We start from the raw sequence: 17816 nt of genomic DNA, 5'->3' as shown, positions 1-17816 counted from the left end.
ATTAGTACAGGTTGTAACAAATATGATTATATTTGTTGTTACAAATTATAACAAAATCATCATGTCTTTATTTTCCGACAACATCAGAAACCTAAGGGTGCAACAAAAAATTTCCCAAGAAAAACTTGCGGAGTCACTTGCAATAACTAGAGGGAGATACGTTAAATATGAAGATGGGACTTCAGAAGCTCCCTATGAAATACTAAAGAAAATATCTTATTATTACCACATTAGTATTGACTTGTTGCTATCGGTAGATGTGCGGAAAATACCCATGGATGATTTGTTAAAACTCGAGGATAACCGGATATTGCTGCCTATTACGGTGGATAAGGAAGGGGAGAGTTTTATTGAAATTGTTCCTCATAAGGCGAGAGCTGGTTATCTTACGGGCTATTCCGACCCTGAATTTATTGAAAACCTGCAGCATATTTCGTTACCGTGGTTACGCAATGGCAAATTCAGGGCTTTTCCTGTTGATGGTGATTCTATGCCACCGCATAAAAGTGGGTTTTTTATTGTAGGTCGTTATGTAGAAAAACTGGGGGATGTTATGGATGGAAAGACGTATATTTTGCTGACTAAAAACGAAGGAATTGTTTACAAGCGATTAAACAAAAACGGAAAAAACGCCTTAGTGCTTCATTCGGACAATGCTTATTATAAGTCGTATGAAGTTAAGGCTTCTGAAATTCTTGAAATTTGGGAATTTGCCTGCAGTCTTGCTACCGAAGAATTTAAACCAGATGATTTGAGTCCGGAAAGCTTGAAAGAGGTACTAATGGATTTGAGGCGGGAAGTAAGAGAGGTGAAGGAAAAACTTTTTTAGACAGATCGCCGGACTATTGAGAATGAATTTTGTAAAGCGTTCTTAAACAATCTTTAAATTAAAAGGGAGATAAAGGTAAAGGCTCTTAAGTGGATAATTATTACGAAAATTATAGTCAATTGACATTAACAATAGAAATAAAAGATCATTTTACTGTTATACCGGTAATTTTAAGAAATCTACTTTCTATTACTTGACCCTTTGAATTCTATAAAACGGAAAGCTTCGAATAATCTAACATAATTTTGATTCAAATGATACGGTTGCGTTTTTCTCACCAAATTGGTTACAGGATTAGAAGCAAAATCTTCTCATTTTAACATATATTTTTTTGTAGTTTTACCTTACCATATTTCACATTCTAATGAAAGATAAACTAATAAACATTCCTCCTGTACCTGCAGTTCTCTTTGCTATAATTAGCGTGCAATCTGGGGCAGCAATAGCTAAAGGTCTTTTCCCCATTATAGGCGCAACAGGAACTGCATCTTTGCGAATTGCAATTTCGGCCATTATTTTACTAGCCGTTTACCGGCCAAATCTATCTAAAATTACTGCTAGGCAATGGAAATTTGTAATACCTTACGGCTTATCCTTAGGAGCGATGAATTTAATTTTTTACTTAGCAATAGAAAGAATTCCCATAGGGTTAGCTGTTACTTTGGAATTTATAGGTCCGCTCTTAGTAGCGGTTTTGGGTTCCAAACGTATAATAGATTTTCTCTGGGTATTGCTCGCAGCAGCCGGAATCGTTTTAATCGCTCCATGGTCAAATAATGGAATAGATCTGGTAGGTGTCCTATTTGCTCTTTTGGCTGGAGCACTGTGGGCATCGTACATTGTTTTAGGAGGAAAAATTTCGAAAATCATGGAAGGAGGCGAGGCCGTTGCCACAGGAATGCTCTTTGCTGCCCTACTTATTGTGCCCTTTGGGATAATTGGAAACGGCCTAAACAATCTAACACCTAGCCTTTGGGGCTTGGGGATTGCTCTGGCACTTTTATCCAGTGCTATACCTTTTACACTAGAAATGAAAGCTCTTGGTCAGATGCCTGCACGAACTTTCAGTATTTTAATGAGCTTAGAACCTGCCGCTGCTTCTATTTGTGGATTACTTTTTTTACAAGAATACTTAACGGTTAACGAAATATTGGCGGTGATTTTTGTCATAATAGCCTCAGTTGGCGCAACGCTTACTTCCCGGCAAAAAAAAATATAATTTAGTTTTACCTATTTTCATATTCTTTTTTAAAATTTCCTAGTTTTGTCCAATTACTAATATAGTTCAAACTACTTTGGACTATCCGTGCAATTTGCTTTGAAAGCCTCAAATCTTAGGTTTTAGTAGCTTTTACTTTTTTATTCCTGTAAAACTGAAAAAGCAATATAATAATTAAAAAAAATATCCCGGACTCATCGACACTGCCTTTGGTACAATTATCGTTAGCCAAGTTTCTGACTTCGAAAGGATTAATAATTATTTCACCTGAGTTCTTTTAAGTAAGCTTACTAGAAAAAATTCGAAAATTCAGTAGTGATTATAAACTTCTATGTAACATTAGTCACCAATATTAATAAAATCATCAACTAATTTTGTCAAATAAATTAGAAACTTAAAAATAAACCATATGTATTTTGAACACATTTACGACAAGAGTCTTGCTCAAGCAAGTTATTTTATTGGCTGTCAAAAAGCAGGAGTAGCTGCAGTAATCGATCCTAAAAGGGATGTAGATACCTACCTCGAAATTGCCAAACAAAATAATATGAAAATTACTCATATTTTAGAAACACACATACATGCTGATTTCCTTGCCGGATCAAGAGAACTTGCTGCTTTAACGGGTGCCCAAATGTACCTTTCAGCGGAAGGCGGACCTGGTTGGGAATATGAATTTCCTCATGTTGACGTAAAAGATGGTGCTATTTTAAAACTAGGAAACTTAAAAATAGAAGTAGTTCACACGCCGGGACACACACCGGAAAGCATCAGTTTTCTTTTGACTGATACACCTGCCAGCGACGAGCCGGTAATGTTATTCACTGGTGACTTTGTATTTGTTGGTGACATAGGAAGACCTGATTTGCTGGAAAAAGCAGCAGGAATGAAAGGAACTCAAGAAATTGGTGCTAAACAAATGTATCAGTCCATTAAGAAATTTGAATCATTACCAGACTTTATCCAAGTATGGCCTGGCCATGGAGCAGGTTCTGCTTGCGGAAAAGCATTAGGAGCGGTTCCAAGTACTACTATAGGATATGAAAAAATACGAAACTGGGCTTTCCAACATAAAAATGATGAAGCTGGATTTGTAAAATATTTATTGGAAGACCAGCCGGAACCACCTAAGTATTTTGCGATGATGAAAAAACTAAATAAAGTTGATCGTCCGCTTCTTACCAGTGTTCCAAAATTAAAACAACTGGATTATGCAGCGTTATCTGCAGCTTTAGCCAAGGGAACTAAATTGATTGACGCCAGAGATAAAACGGAATTTTCCAAAGGTTTTATTCCGGGAAGCATCAACATTCAAGGAAATAATTCGTTTGCCACTTGGGCAGGATGGTTGCTGACTTATGACGAGTCTTTCATCTTGCTCGCAAATGAATCGCAACTGGATGATTTGACCCGAAAACTAATGAGAATAGGACTTGACAATATTCAAGGTTACATTCCTTCTACAAAAATATGGGAAGAAAATGGTGGTTCTTTAGAGACGGTGAATCAGATTTCATTGGAAGAATTTAAAACTTTGCAACAAGATAAGGACGTTCAAGTAGTGGATCTTCGTGGAGCTGCTGAATATAATGCAGGTCATATTAAAGGTGCTGAGAACGTATTTGTAGGCACTATACTAAACAATCTGGACAAAATTAGTAAAGATAAAAAAGTTTTAATCCATTGTCAAGGTGGCGACAGGGCTGCAATTGCGTATTCTTTATTAGCCAGAAATGGCTACAAAAATGTACTTAACTATTCCCCTGGAATGAATGAATGGATTAGCCAAAACAATCCCATTGAATACTAAAAAACGCAATTATGTTTGGAATTTTTAAAAATATATTTTCTAAAAAAGATACAATGCAAATGGAAAAATCAATAAAAGAAGGTGCGTTCCTTGTAGACGTGCGCACGCCGTCAGAATTCACAGAACGCCATGTAAATGGGTCTATCAATATACCTTTGGATCAAGTTGCGAACCAATTAGATAAATTCAAAGAAAAAGAGCAAATTGTTGTTTTTTGCCGTAGTGGCAATCGCAGTGGTCAGGCCAAAATGATTTTGGAACAGAATGGTTTTAAAAACGTCATAAATGGCGGTACCTGGCAAGATGTAAAAGAAGCAATCAGCAAATAATTATTTTACCATAATAAGGTGCAGTTTAAAGCAATAAATTAAATTGTTTTAAACTGCACCATTATTATTATTTTTAATAATCGAAATTTGATTTTTGTAGAAGAAAAGAAACTGAATTTGTACCTTCCTGCGGAAATAAAAAATAAACTTCTTTTAGAATTAATACAAAATGAACAATACCATGGAAACGAAAAAAGCAATGAATAAAGACTTAATTTTAAGAGAAAAGTTAGCATTACAACGAACGACACTGGCTAATCAATCTACTTTTCTCGCCTTTTTGAGAACGGCCATGTATTTTTTGATTGCGGGTCTGAGTTTGAAAAATTTGTTGAAAGTCGAAAATAGTTTACTCATTGAAATTGCTCTTTTTATTGCTTCATTGGTCATTTTCGTTTTTGGAACTGTCAATTATTTGAAGCACAAGAAATCCATATCCATAAATAAAAAACATATTGGTGATTATCAACTGGAATACTATGAGTTGTGAACAAAATCGTGTATAAAAAAACAACGTTCATTCGAATATTCGATTTGAAAACAAATCACTGTTTCCAATTTTAAAATTAATAACCATCTCAAATGAAAATAAAGAATGCCAAACTGGGACTAAAAGAAAATTGGAAACAGTTTACCATTTTGGTCGTCATAAATGCCTTTGTTGGCGGTATGATAGGAATGGAAAGAACCATTATTCCAAAGTTTGCCGAGATTGAATTTGGTATTGCATCAAAAACTGCTATTCTTTCTTTCATAATCGCCTTTGGAATTACTAAAGCCATCACCAATTATTTTACGGGTAAGCTGGCGAATTATTTCGGCAGAAAAAATTTACTCTTATTTGGCTGGTTTTTAGCTTTACCAATCCCTTTTATTTTGATTTACGCAGAATCCTGGAATTGGGTCATTTTTGCCAATATTCTGTTAGGCATCAGCCAAGGACTGACCTGGAGCAGTACGGTGGTGATGAAAATTGATTTGGTTGGAGAAAAAAATCGTGGACTGGCTATGGGACTCAACGAATTTGCCGGGTATTTTGCAGTTGGATTAGTTGCGTTTCTCTCTGGCTATATTGCCCAAAATTATGGAATTACGCCTTACCCTTTTTACTTGGGAATCGGAATTTCCATAACCGGTTTTTTATTGACTTTGCTTTTTGTGAAAGATACACGAGTATTTGTACACCAAGAAAACACGACTAATAAAACAGAAAAATTAGATAATATTTTTTTGGAAACTACATTCAAAAACAAAACATTAAGTGCCATAACGCAAGCTGGATTAGTCAATAACCTGAATGACGGAATGATCTGGGGATTATTGCCCATTGTATTACTTTCTCTGCATTACGATTCTCAAAACATTGGAATCATAACTGCTATCTACCCCGCTGTTTGGGGTTTCGGACAATTGATTACCGGTAAAATGTCAGATGTTTATTCGAAAAAAAAGATGCTGTTTTGGGGAATGTTACTACAGGGAATAGCGATTCTTTTTATTCCTTTTGCTGAAGAATTTTATCAATTGGCCACCATTTCAGCCTTTTTGGGATTAGGAACAGCATTAGTTTATCCTACCTTTTTATCCGCGATCGCACAGGCTACAAATCCGAATCAAAGAGCCGAAAGTATTGGCACCTTCAGGCTTTGGAGAGATTTAGGTTATGCGATAGGTGCCATTATTTCAGGAATAACTGCCGATTTATTTGGAGTCAATTATGCTATTGTACTGATAGGATTGATCACCATTATGTCATCATTGATTATTGAAATCAGAATGCCAAAAGATACTGTAGTAAAAAATAATCAATAAGGTCATAACCATTAAAATCATATCTTTTTAGAAAGCAATACTTCAATATAAAAAAAATGAACTGGAAAACACTAAAAAAATCAACACTGCAAAATATTGTTTTTATAGCATTAATAGCAATACTGCTATTCAGTCCTTTGGGCACTTTTGTAAAAATACAATTAAACCGATTAATTGCCTTTTCGCCAAAAACAATTGCTGTAACAGACCAAAAAAAACTGTCTACTTATCAATGGCAATTAGTAGACGCCACGGGAAAAAGTGTATCGCTCGAAGCATATAAAGGAAAAATAATATTCATTAATTTCTGGGCCACGTGGTGTCCGCCATGTATTGCCGAAATGCCAAGCATCCAAAAATTATATGCTGATTATCAGGATAAAATGATCTTTTTGTTTGTGACAACCGATTCCTTTGAAAGAGCAAATGCGTTTATGAGCAAGGAAAAGCTTACCCTTCCAGTCTATCAATCGATTACAAATCCTCCCGTAGAAATGGAATCATCTACAATACCTGCCACTTTTCTCATTGACAAACAAGGAAATATTGTTTTAGCCAAAATTGGAACAGCAAATTGGAACAGTGATTCTTTCCGAGGAAAGTTAGACCAGTTACTAAAAAAATAAAATCATTGTCATTTTTTATTTTTTTCTTGTGTGACAAAAGTAACATAGCAACTCATTTATATATTCAATCTTTGCAGTAATAAAAAAATAATTATGTCAATTTTAGAATTAATCAGAGAACCTTGGCCTTGGTATATTGCAGGCCCATTAGTGGGACTTACAGTTCCGGCTTTATTAATCATTGGAAACAAATCATTTGGCATTAGTGCCTCATTACGTCATACTTGTGCCATATGCTTACCGGCAAACATTAAATTTTTCAAATACGATTGGAAAAAAGAAATTTGGAATATGTTTTTCGTTTTCGGTATTTTATTGGGAGGTGTAATTGCGTTTAGTTTCTTATCAAATCCAAATCCAATCAGCATTGATGGAAATCTAAAAGCAGAATTAGCAACTTATGGCGTTACTAACATCAATGGAATGTTACCGGAACAATTATTCTCGTGGGAAAATTTACTTACCCTTAAAGGTTTTTTTATGATGGTCGTTGGCGGCTTCTTTATTGGTTTCGGTTCTCGTTATGCGGGAGGTTGTACCAGTGGTCACGCAATTTCTGGTTTGTCTAATTTACAAATGCCTTCACTTATAGCTACTTGTTGTTTCTTCGTTGGTGGTTTGATTATGGCAAATCTTATTTTACCCTTTATACTTTCACTATAAAATTATTGATATGCAAATTAAAGATCAAAATGCAGACTTCGAAACTCGTTCCTTAGATACCGTTTGTATCAACGAGAGTCAATTAGAACACAAATGGTATCACAATTTGAAATACCTGGTTATAGGTATGTTGTTTGGCATCGTTTTCATCAAAGCCGAAATTATCAGCTGGTACCGCATTCAGGAAATGTTCCGTTTTCAATCGTTTCACATGTATGGCGTCATAGGAAGTGCGGTTATTGTTGGGATAATCTCCGTTTTCCTGATAAAAAAATTTAATATTAAAACCATTTATGGCGAAAAGATTGAGTTCCATGACAAAACCTTCAACAAAGGTCAAATTTACGGTGGACTCATTTTTGGATTGGGTTGGGCAATAACAGGAGCTTGTCCTGGACCGTTGTTTGCACAAATTGGAACTGGCGCTACAGTTATGACTGTTACCCTATTTTTTGCAATAGTGGGAACTTGGGTATATGGATATTTTAGAGACAAACTTCCTCATTAAAAAATAATTCACTTTTAGTCGCCTTTTTGGCAAAAGCAAAAAACAGAATTTTAATTAATCCAAATGATAAAACTTTTTAACTAAGTAGTTAAGCAGGAGATACAGCAAAGTACCTACGAAGGCAAACGAAAGAATAAAACTTACCAGATTTACGACAATATTAGGAATAAACTTCAATCTGGGGTGCGTAAAATATGGTTCCCGATGTAGTCTCTCGTGAATATTTTGTTTGGCTATTTTAATTTTCTTTTTGATGATTGAGTGATTTTAAAGGTAACCAGAAACGGTACTATTTATGATTGACTTGTTAATTACTATTTTGACAAATCTAAAGTAAGCAATTAAATTAATATGTGGAAGTTATGCAATTAAAAAGGAGAATGATGTATCAAAATCCCCTTTTTAATATTGATTAATATCACTTACATAGTATTTTAAGCGTAGTTAGAAAGATTAAAGCAGTTGGTTATCTTTTTTTAATGTTTCCTTTATTTTTTAAGAAGATAACCTCTATGATTTTACTGGTCATTCCCGTATCTATTCTAAGTTGTTTTGATAACACCTCGATTACGTTTTTTTCTTCATCCTCTAATATCCCATCAGCAAGTAATAATTCAAGTGCGTTAGCAAATATCGTTTCTTTATCATTTTCTTTAATCAGTTCGCAGCAAGCAGAAATGTATTTTAATTGCCCCAATTCCATTTTTAGATTAAATGCTTTAGCGTACAGAGGAGCAACATCGATTCCAATGAATTTTTCTTTGGAATGTAATAATCGGGTTAAAGCCACTGTTTCGGAATCCTTAATTTGATTATCGGCGGAAATACAAGAATATAAAATTCCAACCCAAGCTTCCAATTCTGAGGTTACAGGATTTTCAGCAATATTATTTTTGACTTGAAATTTATCAGATGAGATCATATTTTATTTTATTTTTTTAAAGTTACTGTGAACCTTGTAACACTTTGCCATACTTTAGGAATAAATTACCATTTTGCTTTTTGGTTAAAATCAAATTCTCATAAATCTACATCAAAAAAAAACCTTCTCGTTGCTCTAAACAAGAGGGTTCTTTAGATGTTTAAACCTATGAACTAATCTACTATTTTATAAAAAAACATTTGTGGAGTGCCTTCAACACCGGCATCCATCATCAGTTTTTTCTTTGCTTCAGAGTTAATACTTGATTTTGCTTTTTTCATATCCGTGATAGCAAATACTATAGTTACCATGTTAGGGTCGTCAATACTTCGAGCCAATCCTCTATCAATGAGACCTTCTTCCATTCTTTTGGCAGTTCCCTCGGTATCATATACTTTGATCCATGCATCAAAATCTTTTACACGGTGTGTTACCATTAATCTATCTTTCTGGTCAATTTGTGTGTCATCATTTCTTACTACATCATAATAAGTAAATTCAGGCTTGCCTATCACCCCTGCTTTTTTCATCTTTTCTTTCAGATCGGGAAGTACGCTAAATTCCTTTGCTTTTGGAACATCATTAATTTTATCAATTATCATAATTAGGTTTGAATCATCAATTCCTCTCCCTATCATATAATGCGAAATTCCATAAGCCATTCGCATTGAATCATGAGAATCGTATTCTTTTCTCCATTTATCATAATCAGCAACCTTGTGTTTTATCCCAATTACTTCAAAAGGCTCAAATACAGCAACAGTGGTAGCAGTACCTTTTTGCATTGCATTTTCGGGCTCCGTTTTCTCCGCCTTATTGTTTTTACAAGATAAAAATGAAGCAACCAAAACTAATAACAAAAGCGGTTTAAATTTTTTTTTAAAGTTTTCCATACTATTATTTTTTAAGTTGTTTTTACGATGTAAATATAATAATAAATACTGATAATGAGAACATTACAATTTATTTAGATTCGAAATTATTCCTCGTTTACTTGTATAATTTACTGAATTCATTAAATACCAATTTTACAAAAGAACAATATCATTATATTCGCCAAATAATTGGTCATTAGCACGTTTGCTAAGAATGAGTATATGACAGTAATTAAATAACAACAAAATTTATAAAATGAAAAGAAAAATAATACAAGTGTTATTTTTAATATTGCCTTTTTTATGTAGCGCTCAAGAATATATAGATCTATTTTCAGTAAATTATGGAAAATCTCAAAAAACTACTTTTGAAAATTCATCTGTTAATACCAGCATCTCCACATTTCAAACAAATCTTACTTTACCAGTTGTTTTAAATGAAAAATATATTGCTGTTACCGGTGTAAATTTCAGCAGCTATAGCTTACAATTATTTCCCGATTCTAATAACAATCATTTTTATTCAACAAATTTAAGAGCTGGTCTGAGTGTAAAACATTCCGAACACTGGAGTGGACTATACCTTTTCCTGCCAAAAGTGGCATCTGATTATATTAATGTCAGCACTGAAGATATTTATCTGGGTGGATTAGCTTTATTAAAGTATAAAAGAAACGAAAATTTTGGTTATGGTTTAGGACTTTACGGCAGCAGTGAAGCTTACGGTATGTCCGTAGTTCCCATTATTACTTTCTATTATCATAGTCCGAATAAACGTTTTGAAATAAATGCCTTTATGCCAAATGATGCCGATATCAATTATAGTCTGACTGATAAAACAAGAATAGGTGTTGATTTTTTAGGTCATGGAAATAGTTACAAACTGACAACGGATAATGTCCGTTCCAATTATGTAGAAAATAATTCGATAGATTTTTCTTCTTATGTGCAACGAAGCGTTTTAGACAATAAAATCCTTATACGCCTGAAACTGGGCTATTCTTTAAACGAGTTTAGGGTATATCCAATTGATCAAAAACTTGATTTACAGATTCTGGCGTTAAAATTTGGTGACAACCGTACCCGATTATTTGAAGATAAATCAAACACTATCCTTTTAAAAATGGAAGCTATCTATCGTTTTGACTTGAGTACTATTAAAAAATAAAGATTTTTTTTTAAACTTTTCTGCCAACAATTTATACTAGTGTCCAATAAAAAAAGCCGTTCCAAAAAATGAGACGGCTTCAATTTTTTAATTAAAAAAGATTACAAAATATAATCTGTATTGATAAAATTAGATTCTTTGCTATTTAGTAATTCTTGCAAAATGGCATTGTTATACTCATTGTCTTTAGAAGCTACAAAAGTTCTGATGGAGAACGAACGCAACGCATCGTGGATACTCAAAGTCCCCACTGCTGAATCTTTTCTTCCTGTAAAGGGGAAAACATCAGGTCCTCTTTGGCAAGAACTATTCAAGTTTACTCTGCAAACCAGATTCACTAAAGTATCGATAAGCGGTGCAATGGTTTTAATGTCTTTTCCAAACAAACTTACTTGCTGTCCATAATTAGACTCCGCCATATCGTTTAAAGGCTCCTGAATGTCTTTAAAAGAAAGAATAGGCACCACTGGGCCAAACTGCTCTTCGTGATACAAACGCATTTCTTTGTTTATGGGAAACAAAACTGCAGGGAAAATATAATTCTCAGTATGCTCCCCTCCTTTTTCATTGATTATTTTTGCTCCTTTACTTGTAGCATCATCAATCAATTCTTGGATATAAGCTGGTTTTTCTTTTTCTGGTAAAGGAGTAAGAAATACTGATTTATCCCATGGATTTCCATAAGTCAGTGCATCCACTTTGGCAGCAAAACGCTTATTGAATTCATCTGCTATTGATTCATGAACGTACAACACTTTTAAGGCCGTGCAACGTTGTCCATTAAATGATAATGAACCAGCTATACATTCTTGGATGGCCAAATCTAAATCGGCATCCGGAAGGATTATAGCAGGATTTTTTGCTTCTAAACCTAGTACTAAACGCAATCTGTTTTTGTTTGGATGTTGATCTTGCAAAGCAATCGCCGATTTACTGTTTCCAATCAAAGCCAAAATATCAACTTTTCCCGATTTCATAATAGGCGACGCTACTTCTCGTCCTCTCCCGTATACAATGTTGATTGCTCCGGCAGGAAAACTGCTTCTGAATGCTTCTAACAAAGGAGAAATTAATAAAACACCATGTTTAGCCGGTTTAAAAATTACAGGATTACCCATAATCAATGCCGGAATAAGCAACGAAAAAGTTTCGTTCAACGGGTAATTGTATGGTCCTAGACACAATACAACCCCAAGTGGTCCTCTACGAACCATGGCATTTATCCCTTGCACTTTAGAAAAATGGCCACTGCGACTATTTAATTCTTTTAAGCTGTCAATTGTGTCGTAAATATATTCTACAGTTCTGTCAAATTCTTTTTCAGAATCTCCCAAAGATTTACCAATTTCCCACATCAAAAGCTTCACAACTTCTGTTCGAGTCGTTTTCATTTGGGCTACAAAATTTTCCATGCATTTGATACGATCTACAACTTTCATGGTAGGCCACAATCCTTGACCATTATTGTATGCTTCGGATGCTGCTTCCACTGCTTCCATTGCTTCTTTTTCTCCCATAAAAGGAATAGATCCTAGTATAGTAGGCTCATACTTTTCCGTTGATGAAATAGTAGAAAAAACAGCCGAAGTTTGGCCTTCCCATTTTTTTAATTCACCGTTTACTAAATATGTATCTTGATTTAATAATGTTTTAATCTGAAATTCTTCTGGTATTGCATTCATTGCAGGTTGTTTTTGTTTTTTGGTATTAAAAAAGATTTATACGCTATTCCGTTTTATGGCGCAACAATATCACCGTTCCAAGCTAAAATTCCTCCGGTTAAATTATAGGCATTTTCAATCCCCAATTCATTCATAACTTCGCAGGCTTTTGCACTTCTGGCACCGGAACGACAATAGACATAATAGTTTTTACTTTTGTCTAAGCTCTCGATTTCATTTACAAAACCTTGTCCCATATGAATATCAATATTTATGGCATTCTCTATAATCCCGTCATTGTATTCGTCCTCTGTTCTTACGTCTAGTATCACTGCATTCTCATCTGCTTCGAGCTGAGAAATCCAATCTTCTTGTGTTAAATTCATGATGATGTTTTTTGTAAAAATACGATGTTTTTAAATAACTATAAACAGTCCCAAATTAAATTATATAATAATTCAAAGAAAACGTTTTCGTTAAGTATTAATAATCAGCAAATTACATTTTTACTTACGAAATTATTAAAATTTAGTCCATTAAATCTATAGGAAATACTACCAATTCCTTTTAAAACTCTTTCTTTCTAAGTATAAATTTCAATTAAACAGTTCACCTGAATAATTAACTTTTTAGCTTACTTTTACAATACTTATCTTAATTTTTTTTCAAAATACCAGTCCCTTTTTTAACCAAATACATTTAAAAAAACATCTTGCAATGAATGATTCTGATAATTTAAAAAAAATATTTCCATCATTTTCAGACGAGCTTATTGATGAGATTGAAACTAATGCAATTCAACAATCTTATAAAGCTGGTGATATAATCATGCGTACAGGCCAATATATCAACAACACAATTTTAGTTACTAAAGGTCAGATTAAGATATATCGGGAAGGAGAAAATGGAGGGGAGTTTTTTATGTATTATTTACAACCTGGGCAAGCTTGTGCAGTTTCAATGATATGTGCAACTAGAAGTCAAACAAGTCAGATTATGGCAAAAGTGGTGGAAGATGTTGAATTGATAATGATTCCTCTTTCACTCATGGAAAAATGGATGATGCAATATCGTAGTTGGTATGAATTTGTCCTATTTACCTATCGCACCCGCTTTGAGGAAGTATTGGAAGTGGTAGACAGCATAGCATTTAGAGCCATGGATGAGCGACTAGAGTTTTATTTAAAACGTCACGCAGAGGTTTGCGGTTGCAAAGAATTGAAATTATCCCATCAAGAAATTGCTACGGAATTGAATACTTCCAGAGAAGTTATTTCTCGCTTGCTAAAAAAGATGGAGCAAAGAGGATTAGTTCGACTACATCGCAATCAAATTGAACTTTTGACATAAAAACTGTTCTATGTGATAAATGTTACTGTGTATAAAAATCATAGTAACAATCTTTGCAATAAAAAATTAAAAATGGAATATTTAGGTTATTTTGCTTCAATTATTATCGGACTTTCACTGGGTTTAATCGGCGGTGGCGGATCTATTCTCACCATACCTATTTTAGTTTACCTATTTAAAATCGAACCGGAATTAGCCACAAGTTATTCTTTATTCATAGTGGGAATCACTGCTTTATTTGGTTGCATTAGCCATTATAAAATGGGAAACCTTAAAATAAAATCAGCGCTATACTTCGCTATTCCTTCGGTGTTTTCAATTTTGATTATCCGCGAAGTAATTTTTCCCAAAATAGCCTCTACAATTTTCTCTATCGCTTCTTATCAAGTTTCAAAAAATTTCTTGATAATGATTATTTTTTCGGTACTCATGATGGCTGCAGCTATATCCATGATTCGAAAAAGAAAAGCAATAACAAATCCTCCAAAAACAAATTACACACAATTGGGAATAATTGGATTTATAGTGGGAATTGTAACTGGATTTTTGGGAGCTGGCGGTGGGTTTTTAATCATTCCTGCTCTTTTGTTTTTTGCTAATTTACCAATGAAACAAGCCGTAGGAACCTCACTACTTATTATTTTCATTAATTCAAGCATCGGTTTTGCTGGCGATTTATATATTGGCACACCTATTAATTATTCGTTTTTACTCGTGATTTCCAGTATTGCCTTTGTAGGAATGATAATTGGAATCCAACTTTCAAAGAAAATTGACGGAGCCAAACTCAAACCAATATTTGGTTGGTTTATATTAGTCATGGGAATATACATTATTCTCAAAGAAATTCTTTTTAAATAAAACACTTTGTGTAACAATAGTCACTCTTAAAATCAAATACAAGAATTACCTTTGTATAAGAATCTTAAATTATAAAATCATGCAAATAGAACAAATATATACAGGATGTCTTGCCCAAGGTGCTTACTATATAACTTCAAATGGTGAAGCGGCGATTATAGATCCGCTTCGCGAGATAAAACCCTATTTGGATCGATTAGAACGCGATAATGTAAAGCTTAAATATATTTTTGAAACTCATTTTCATGCTGATTTTGTTTCAGGGCATGTTGATTTAAGCAATTCAACGGGAGCACCAATTGTCTATGGTCCAACTGCCAATCCAGAATTTGAGGCAATAATAGCTAAAGACGGTCAGGAATTTAAAATTGGAAACATCAAAATTAAGGCGTTGCATACACCTGGTCATACCATGGAAAGCACGACTTACTTATTACTAGATGAAAACGGAAAAGAACATGCTATTTTCTCTGGGGATACTTTATTCATTGGGGATGTAGGAAGACCTGATTTAGCTCAAAAAGCAGCTCACATGACACAGGAACAATTAGCCGGGATCTTATTTAATTCGCTACGAACAAAAATAATGACTTTGCCTGATGATGTAATTGTATATCCGGCACATGGTGCAGGAAGTGCTTGTGGTAAAAACATGAGTAAAGAAACTGTTTCGACTATTGGCAACCAAAAAATGACCAATTATGCGCTGAGAGCTGATATGACTGAGGCCGAATTTATTAAAGAAGTTACCGAGGGATTACTGCCTCCTCCGCCCTATTTTGGGATGAATGTAGCAATGAACAAACAAGGATACGAAAGCTTTGACAGCGTTCTACATAACGGAATGAAAGCCATTCCCGTAAATGATTTTGAAGCTGTAGTAGAAGAAACTGGCGCTTTGATTTTAGATACCAGAAAAAATGGAGATTTTGCCAAAGGCTTTATCCCACAATCTATAAACATAGGTATTGAAGGTGATTTTGCCCCATGGGTAGGCGCTTTAGTTGCTGATGTAAAACAACCAATTATTCTTGTTACAGAAGCAGGTCAGGAAGAAGAGTCTGTAACTCGATTAAGCCGAGTAGGTTTTGATAAATTAATTGGCCATCTGGAAGGCGGTTTTAATGCTTGGAAAAAATCAGGAAAAGAAATCGACACCGTACACCGAATTACCGTAGAAGAGTTTGCTAAACAAGTCAAAATAGGCGAAAGCAAAGTAATCGATATCCGCAAAGAAAGTGAGTATTGTGCGGAACATGTTGAAGAAGCTTACAGCAAACCTTTGGCGAGCATAAATGAATGGATAAAAGATATCAATCCTAAAGAACCTTTTTTCTTGCATTGCGCAGGCGGTTACCGCAGTATGATTGCCGCTTCAATTTTACAAGCGCGTGGTTTCAGGAATTTTACAGAAATAGAAGGAGGATTTAATGCTATTGCAAAAACTGAATTACCAAAAACTGATTTTGTATGCCAAAGCAAAGTCTTATAGCGACTACATTTTAGTATAATTACTGCTAAAATAACTGGATATCAGAAAATTATATCTTAAATTTACTATAGGTTTTTATTGAATTTTAATGCGTTAAATTTATATCCAAATGAAAAAAAACATGGGTTCCACCGACAGAATTATCCGTATTGCTGTAGCAATTTTAATAGCTGTATTGTATTTTACCAATACTATTAGTGGTACACTTGCGCTAATTTTAGGTGCATTTGCAATTATTTTTATAATAACCAGTTTTATTAGTGTTTGCCCATTATATATGCCTTTCGGGATTTCAACCCGCAAAAAAACTATAGAATGAAAGATGTAAAATGTTGTGTTGTTTCAAGTAAAAAAGCGGTTGATGCAACCTATTGGGAAGCACAATACAAAGCGAAGTCAACGGGTTGGGATTTGGGAATAGTATCCCCGCCCATTAAAACCTATATAGACAAACTGGAGAATAAAAATAGTAGCATTTTAATTCCAGGATGTGGTAATTCCTATGAAGCAGAATACCTTTTGCAAGAAGGTTTTACCAATATCACCGTTATTGACATTGCACCAACATTGGTTACAGTTTTGAAAGAAAAGTTCAAAAACAACCCAAATATTCAGATTATATTAGGGGATTTTTTTGAACAAAAAGGAAAATATGACTTAATTATTGAGCAGACTTTTTTCTGTGCGCTGCCTCCTATTATGCGTCAAAAATACGTTTGGAAAATGCACCAACTTTTGGCTGATGAAGGAAAACTGGCAGGACTGTTATTTAATAGAACATTTGAAGTGAGTCCTCCTTTTGGCGGAAGCAAAGAAGAATACGAGACCCTTTTCCGGGTTGCTTTTGACTTTTTTAAAATGGATGTTTGTTCAAATTCTATTACGCCGCGAGCCAATTCGGAATTATTTTTCGAATTAAAAAAGAACAATAAAGTCAAAGTTAACCTTTATGAATTTAGTGGCATTACTTGCAGCGGTTGCGTTGAAACTGTTACAAAAAAGTTTACCGCAATAGATGGAATACTAAATGTGAGTATGAGCAGTGATTTTGCTGAAGTGTTAATGGTCAGTAAAAACGAAATTGCGGTCGACGATTTACAAAACGCAATTTCTTACGATGAAAAGTATAACATTAAAAAAATAAATTAGTAACACGAATTAGCTTTTTTCAAAAAATGAAAGAATTATTATTTGCAAATTGGCATGTTATGCGGTGGGTTCGCCTAGCGTTTGCCTTATTTTTATTTACTCAAGCCTATACATTGCGAGATTGGATGTTTATCGCCTTTGGTGTCTTTTTCTTCTTGCAGGCGATTTTAAATTTAGGTTGCAGTTCTAATGGTTGCACTATTCCAAAACAATAAAAATACTAAAAATGAGTAATTTCGATACTATAATCAAATCAGACAAACCCGTTTTAATAGACTTTTTTGCAACTTGGTGTGGGCCATGTAAAATGCTTGGCCCTATTTTGAAAGAAGTAAAAGATAGTCTGGGTGATCGCATTTCCATCATAAAAATTGATGTCGACAAAAATCAACAAATTGCGTCTCAATACCAAGTTCGTGGTGTACCAACTATGATTTTATTTCAAAACGGCAAACAGTTATGGAGACAATCAGGAGTTCTAAACAAAGAAGATATCATTAAAATCATCTTGGAAAAAAGTAACTAAAAACTTACTTTGTATG

At 34.1% G+C, this 17816-nt stretch carries 21 protein-coding genes; 17 read left to right on the top strand and 4 right to left on the bottom strand.

What is annotated here, in order from left to right:
* Positions 1-61 precede the first annotated feature (61 nt).
* From ACFX5F_RS04440 to ACFX5F_RS04400, 9 genes are all read left to right on the top strand, one after another.
* Positions 62-829, top strand: a complete 768-nt coding sequence (locus ACFX5F_RS04440) for an XRE family transcriptional regulator (RefSeq protein WP_379850289.1) — start codon at positions 62-64, stop codon at positions 827-829.
* Between the two features lie 364 nt (positions 830-1193).
* Positions 1194-2048: an EamA family transporter gene (locus ACFX5F_RS04435; protein ID WP_379850287.1), complete on the top strand. Its 855-nt coding sequence runs from the start codon at positions 1194-1196 to the stop codon at positions 2046-2048.
* Between the two features lie 409 nt (positions 2049-2457).
* On the top strand, positions 2458-3858 hold the full coding sequence (locus tag ACFX5F_RS04430) for an MBL fold metallo-hydrolase (protein WP_379850285.1): 1401 nt from the start codon (positions 2458-2460) through the stop codon (positions 3856-3858).
* Between the two features lie 11 nt (positions 3859-3869).
* Entirely contained in the window at positions 3870-4187 is a 318-nt protein-coding gene (locus ACFX5F_RS04425) for a rhodanese-like domain-containing protein (RefSeq protein ID WP_379850283.1), read from the top strand.
* 181 nt (positions 4188-4368) lie between these two features.
* Entirely contained in the window at positions 4369-4677 is a 309-nt protein-coding gene (locus ACFX5F_RS04420; RefSeq protein ID WP_379850281.1) for a DUF202 domain-containing protein, read from the top strand.
* A gap of 92 nt (positions 4678-4769) precedes the next feature.
* The gene (locus tag ACFX5F_RS04415; RefSeq protein WP_379850279.1) at positions 4770-5999 is read left to right on the top strand and encodes an MFS transporter; all 1230 of its coding nucleotides are present in this window, start codon (positions 4770-4772) and stop codon (positions 5997-5999) included.
* Positions 6000-6055: 56 nt separating this feature from the next.
* The gene (locus ACFX5F_RS04410) at positions 6056-6625 is read left to right on the top strand and encodes a TlpA family protein disulfide reductase (protein ID WP_379850277.1); all 570 of its coding nucleotides are present in this window, start codon (positions 6056-6058) and stop codon (positions 6623-6625) included.
* Positions 6626-6718: 93 nt separating this feature from the next.
* Positions 6719-7288 carry a YeeE/YedE family protein gene (locus ACFX5F_RS04405; RefSeq protein WP_379850275.1) on the top strand — a complete coding sequence of 190 codons (570 nt, stop codon included), beginning with the start codon at positions 6719-6721 and terminating at the stop codon, positions 7286-7288.
* Positions 7289-7298: 10 nt separating this feature from the next.
* A complete protein-coding gene (locus ACFX5F_RS04400) occupies positions 7299-7796 on the top strand; it encodes a DUF6691 family protein (protein ID WP_379850273.1) in 498 nt (165 codons plus the stop codon).
* A 466-nt stretch (positions 7797-8262) separates the two neighbouring features.
* Here the strand turns inward: ACFX5F_RS04400 and ACFX5F_RS04395 are convergent, their stop codons facing one another.
* Both ACFX5F_RS04395 and ACFX5F_RS04390 read right to left on the bottom strand, forming a co-directional pair.
* Complete coding sequence (locus ACFX5F_RS04395; RefSeq protein WP_379850271.1) at positions 8263-8718, bottom strand: TerB family tellurite resistance protein; 456 nt, start codon at positions 8716-8718, stop codon at positions 8263-8265.
* Positions 8719-8891: 173 nt separating this feature from the next.
* Positions 8892-9611 (bottom strand): hypothetical protein, encoded by a 720-nt coding sequence (locus ACFX5F_RS04390; RefSeq protein ID WP_379850269.1) that lies wholly within the window; start codon positions 9609-9611, stop codon positions 8892-8894.
* 238 nt (positions 9612-9849) lie between these two features.
* Here ACFX5F_RS04390 and ACFX5F_RS04385 point away from each other — a divergent pair, with 238 nt between their 5' ends.
* Complete coding sequence (locus ACFX5F_RS04385) at positions 9850-10761, top strand: DUF6268 family outer membrane beta-barrel protein (RefSeq protein WP_379850267.1); 912 nt, start codon at positions 9850-9852, stop codon at positions 10759-10761.
* A 101-nt stretch (positions 10762-10862) separates the two neighbouring features.
* On the opposite strand, the gene ACFX5F_RS04380 is transcribed toward ACFX5F_RS04385, so the two are convergent.
* Entirely contained in the window at positions 10863-12443 is a 1581-nt protein-coding gene (locus tag ACFX5F_RS04380) for an NADP-dependent glyceraldehyde-3-phosphate dehydrogenase (protein ID WP_379850265.1), read from the bottom strand.
* Between the two features lie 53 nt (positions 12444-12496).
* Positions 12497-12808 carry a rhodanese-like domain-containing protein gene (locus ACFX5F_RS04375; RefSeq protein WP_379850263.1) on the bottom strand — a complete coding sequence of 104 codons (312 nt, stop codon included), beginning with the start codon at positions 12806-12808 and terminating at the stop codon, positions 12497-12499.
* A 331-nt stretch (positions 12809-13139) separates the two neighbouring features.
* On the opposite strand from ACFX5F_RS04375, the gene ACFX5F_RS04370 reads away from it, so the two are divergent.
* The 7 genes from ACFX5F_RS04370 to trxA all read left to right on the top strand — a co-directional run bounded on the left by ACFX5F_RS04370 (position 13140) and on the right by trxA (position 17800).
* Entirely contained in the window at positions 13140-13772 is a 633-nt protein-coding gene (locus ACFX5F_RS04370) for a Crp/Fnr family transcriptional regulator (RefSeq protein ID WP_379850261.1), read from the top strand.
* Positions 13773-13844: 72 nt separating this feature from the next.
* The gene (locus ACFX5F_RS04365; protein WP_379850259.1) at positions 13845-14633 is read left to right on the top strand and encodes a sulfite exporter TauE/SafE family protein; all 789 of its coding nucleotides are present in this window, start codon (positions 13845-13847) and stop codon (positions 14631-14633) included.
* 79 nt (positions 14634-14712) lie between these two features.
* The gene (locus tag ACFX5F_RS04360; protein WP_379850257.1) at positions 14713-16125 is read left to right on the top strand and encodes an MBL fold metallo-hydrolase; all 1413 of its coding nucleotides are present in this window, start codon (positions 14713-14715) and stop codon (positions 16123-16125) included.
* A gap of 109 nt (positions 16126-16234) precedes the next feature.
* A complete protein-coding gene (locus ACFX5F_RS04355; protein WP_379850255.1) occupies positions 16235-16444 on the top strand; it encodes a YgaP family membrane protein in 210 nt (69 codons plus the stop codon).
* On the top strand, positions 16441-17274 hold the full coding sequence (locus ACFX5F_RS04350; RefSeq protein WP_379850253.1) for a methyltransferase domain-containing protein: 834 nt from the start codon (positions 16441-16443) through the stop codon (positions 17272-17274). Before ACFX5F_RS04355 ends, ACFX5F_RS04350 begins: the two co-directional genes overlap by 4 nt.
* 26 nt (positions 17275-17300) lie before the next feature.
* Positions 17301-17489, top strand: a complete 189-nt coding sequence (locus ACFX5F_RS04345) for a hypothetical protein (RefSeq protein WP_379850251.1) — start codon at positions 17301-17303, stop codon at positions 17487-17489.
* An 11-nt stretch (positions 17490-17500) separates the two neighbouring features.
* Complete coding sequence (trxA, locus tag ACFX5F_RS04340) at positions 17501-17800, top strand: thioredoxin (RefSeq protein WP_379850249.1); 300 nt, start codon at positions 17501-17503, stop codon at positions 17798-17800.
* Positions 17801-17816 lie beyond the last annotated feature (16 nt).

The organism is Flavobacterium zhoui (assembly GCF_042787235.1).
Lineage (GTDB): Bacteria > Bacteroidota > Bacteroidia > Flavobacteriales > Flavobacteriaceae > Flavobacterium > Flavobacterium zhoui.
Note: the sequence above shows the minus strand (reverse complement) of the source record. Positions and strands in the feature narration are given on the sequence as shown.

Coding starts and splice junctions, on each gene's coding strand:
- ACFX5F_RS04370 (WP_379850261.1), top strand. CDS start 13,140: ATGAATGATTCTGATAATTTAAAAAAAATATTTCCATCATTTTCAGAC.
- ACFX5F_RS04385 (WP_379850267.1), top strand. CDS start 9,850: ATGAAAAGAAAAATAATACAAGTGTTATTTTTAATATTGCCTTTTTTA.
- ACFX5F_RS04395 (WP_379850271.1), bottom strand. CDS start 8,718: ATGATCTCATCTGATAAATTTCAAGTCAAAAATAATATTGCTGAAAAT.
- trxA (WP_379850249.1), top strand. CDS start 17,501: ATGAGTAATTTCGATACTATAATCAAATCAGACAAACCCGTTTTAATA.
- ACFX5F_RS04430 (WP_379850285.1), top strand. CDS start 2,458: ATGTATTTTGAACACATTTACGACAAGAGTCTTGCTCAAGCAAGTTAT.
- ACFX5F_RS04435 (WP_379850287.1), top strand. CDS start 1,194: ATGAAAGATAAACTAATAAACATTCCTCCTGTACCTGCAGTTCTCTTT.
- ACFX5F_RS04410 (WP_379850277.1), top strand. CDS start 6,056: ATGAACTGGAAAACACTAAAAAAATCAACACTGCAAAATATTGTTTTT.
- ACFX5F_RS04390 (WP_379850269.1), bottom strand. CDS start 9,611: ATGGAAAACTTTAAAAAAAAATTTAAACCGCTTTTGTTATTAGTTTTG.
- ACFX5F_RS04350 (WP_379850253.1), top strand. CDS start 16,441: ATGAAAGATGTAAAATGTTGTGTTGTTTCAAGTAAAAAAGCGGTTGAT.
- ACFX5F_RS04375 (WP_379850263.1), bottom strand. CDS start 12,808: ATGAATTTAACACAAGAAGATTGGATTTCTCAGCTCGAAGCAGATGAG.
- ACFX5F_RS04425 (WP_379850283.1), top strand. CDS start 3,870: ATGTTTGGAATTTTTAAAAATATATTTTCTAAAAAAGATACAATGCAA.
- ACFX5F_RS04400 (WP_379850273.1), top strand. CDS start 7,299: ATGCAAATTAAAGATCAAAATGCAGACTTCGAAACTCGTTCCTTAGAT.
- ACFX5F_RS04365 (WP_379850259.1), top strand. CDS start 13,845: ATGGAATATTTAGGTTATTTTGCTTCAATTATTATCGGACTTTCACTG.
- ACFX5F_RS04440 (WP_379850289.1), top strand. CDS start 62: ATGTCTTTATTTTCCGACAACATCAGAAACCTAAGGGTGCAACAAAAA.
- ACFX5F_RS04405 (WP_379850275.1), top strand. CDS start 6,719: ATGTCAATTTTAGAATTAATCAGAGAACCTTGGCCTTGGTATATTGCA.
- ACFX5F_RS04355 (WP_379850255.1), top strand. CDS start 16,235: ATGAAAAAAAACATGGGTTCCACCGACAGAATTATCCGTATTGCTGTA.
- ACFX5F_RS04360 (WP_379850257.1), top strand. CDS start 14,713: ATGCAAATAGAACAAATATATACAGGATGTCTTGCCCAAGGTGCTTAC.
- ACFX5F_RS04345 (WP_379850251.1), top strand. CDS start 17,301: ATGAAAGAATTATTATTTGCAAATTGGCATGTTATGCGGTGGGTTCGC.
- ACFX5F_RS04420 (WP_379850281.1), top strand. CDS start 4,369: ATGGAAACGAAAAAAGCAATGAATAAAGACTTAATTTTAAGAGAAAAG.
- ACFX5F_RS04380 (WP_379850265.1), bottom strand. CDS start 12,443: ATGAATGCAATACCAGAAGAATTTCAGATTAAAACATTATTAAATCAA.
- ACFX5F_RS04415 (WP_379850279.1), top strand. CDS start 4,770: ATGAAAATAAAGAATGCCAAACTGGGACTAAAAGAAAATTGGAAACAG.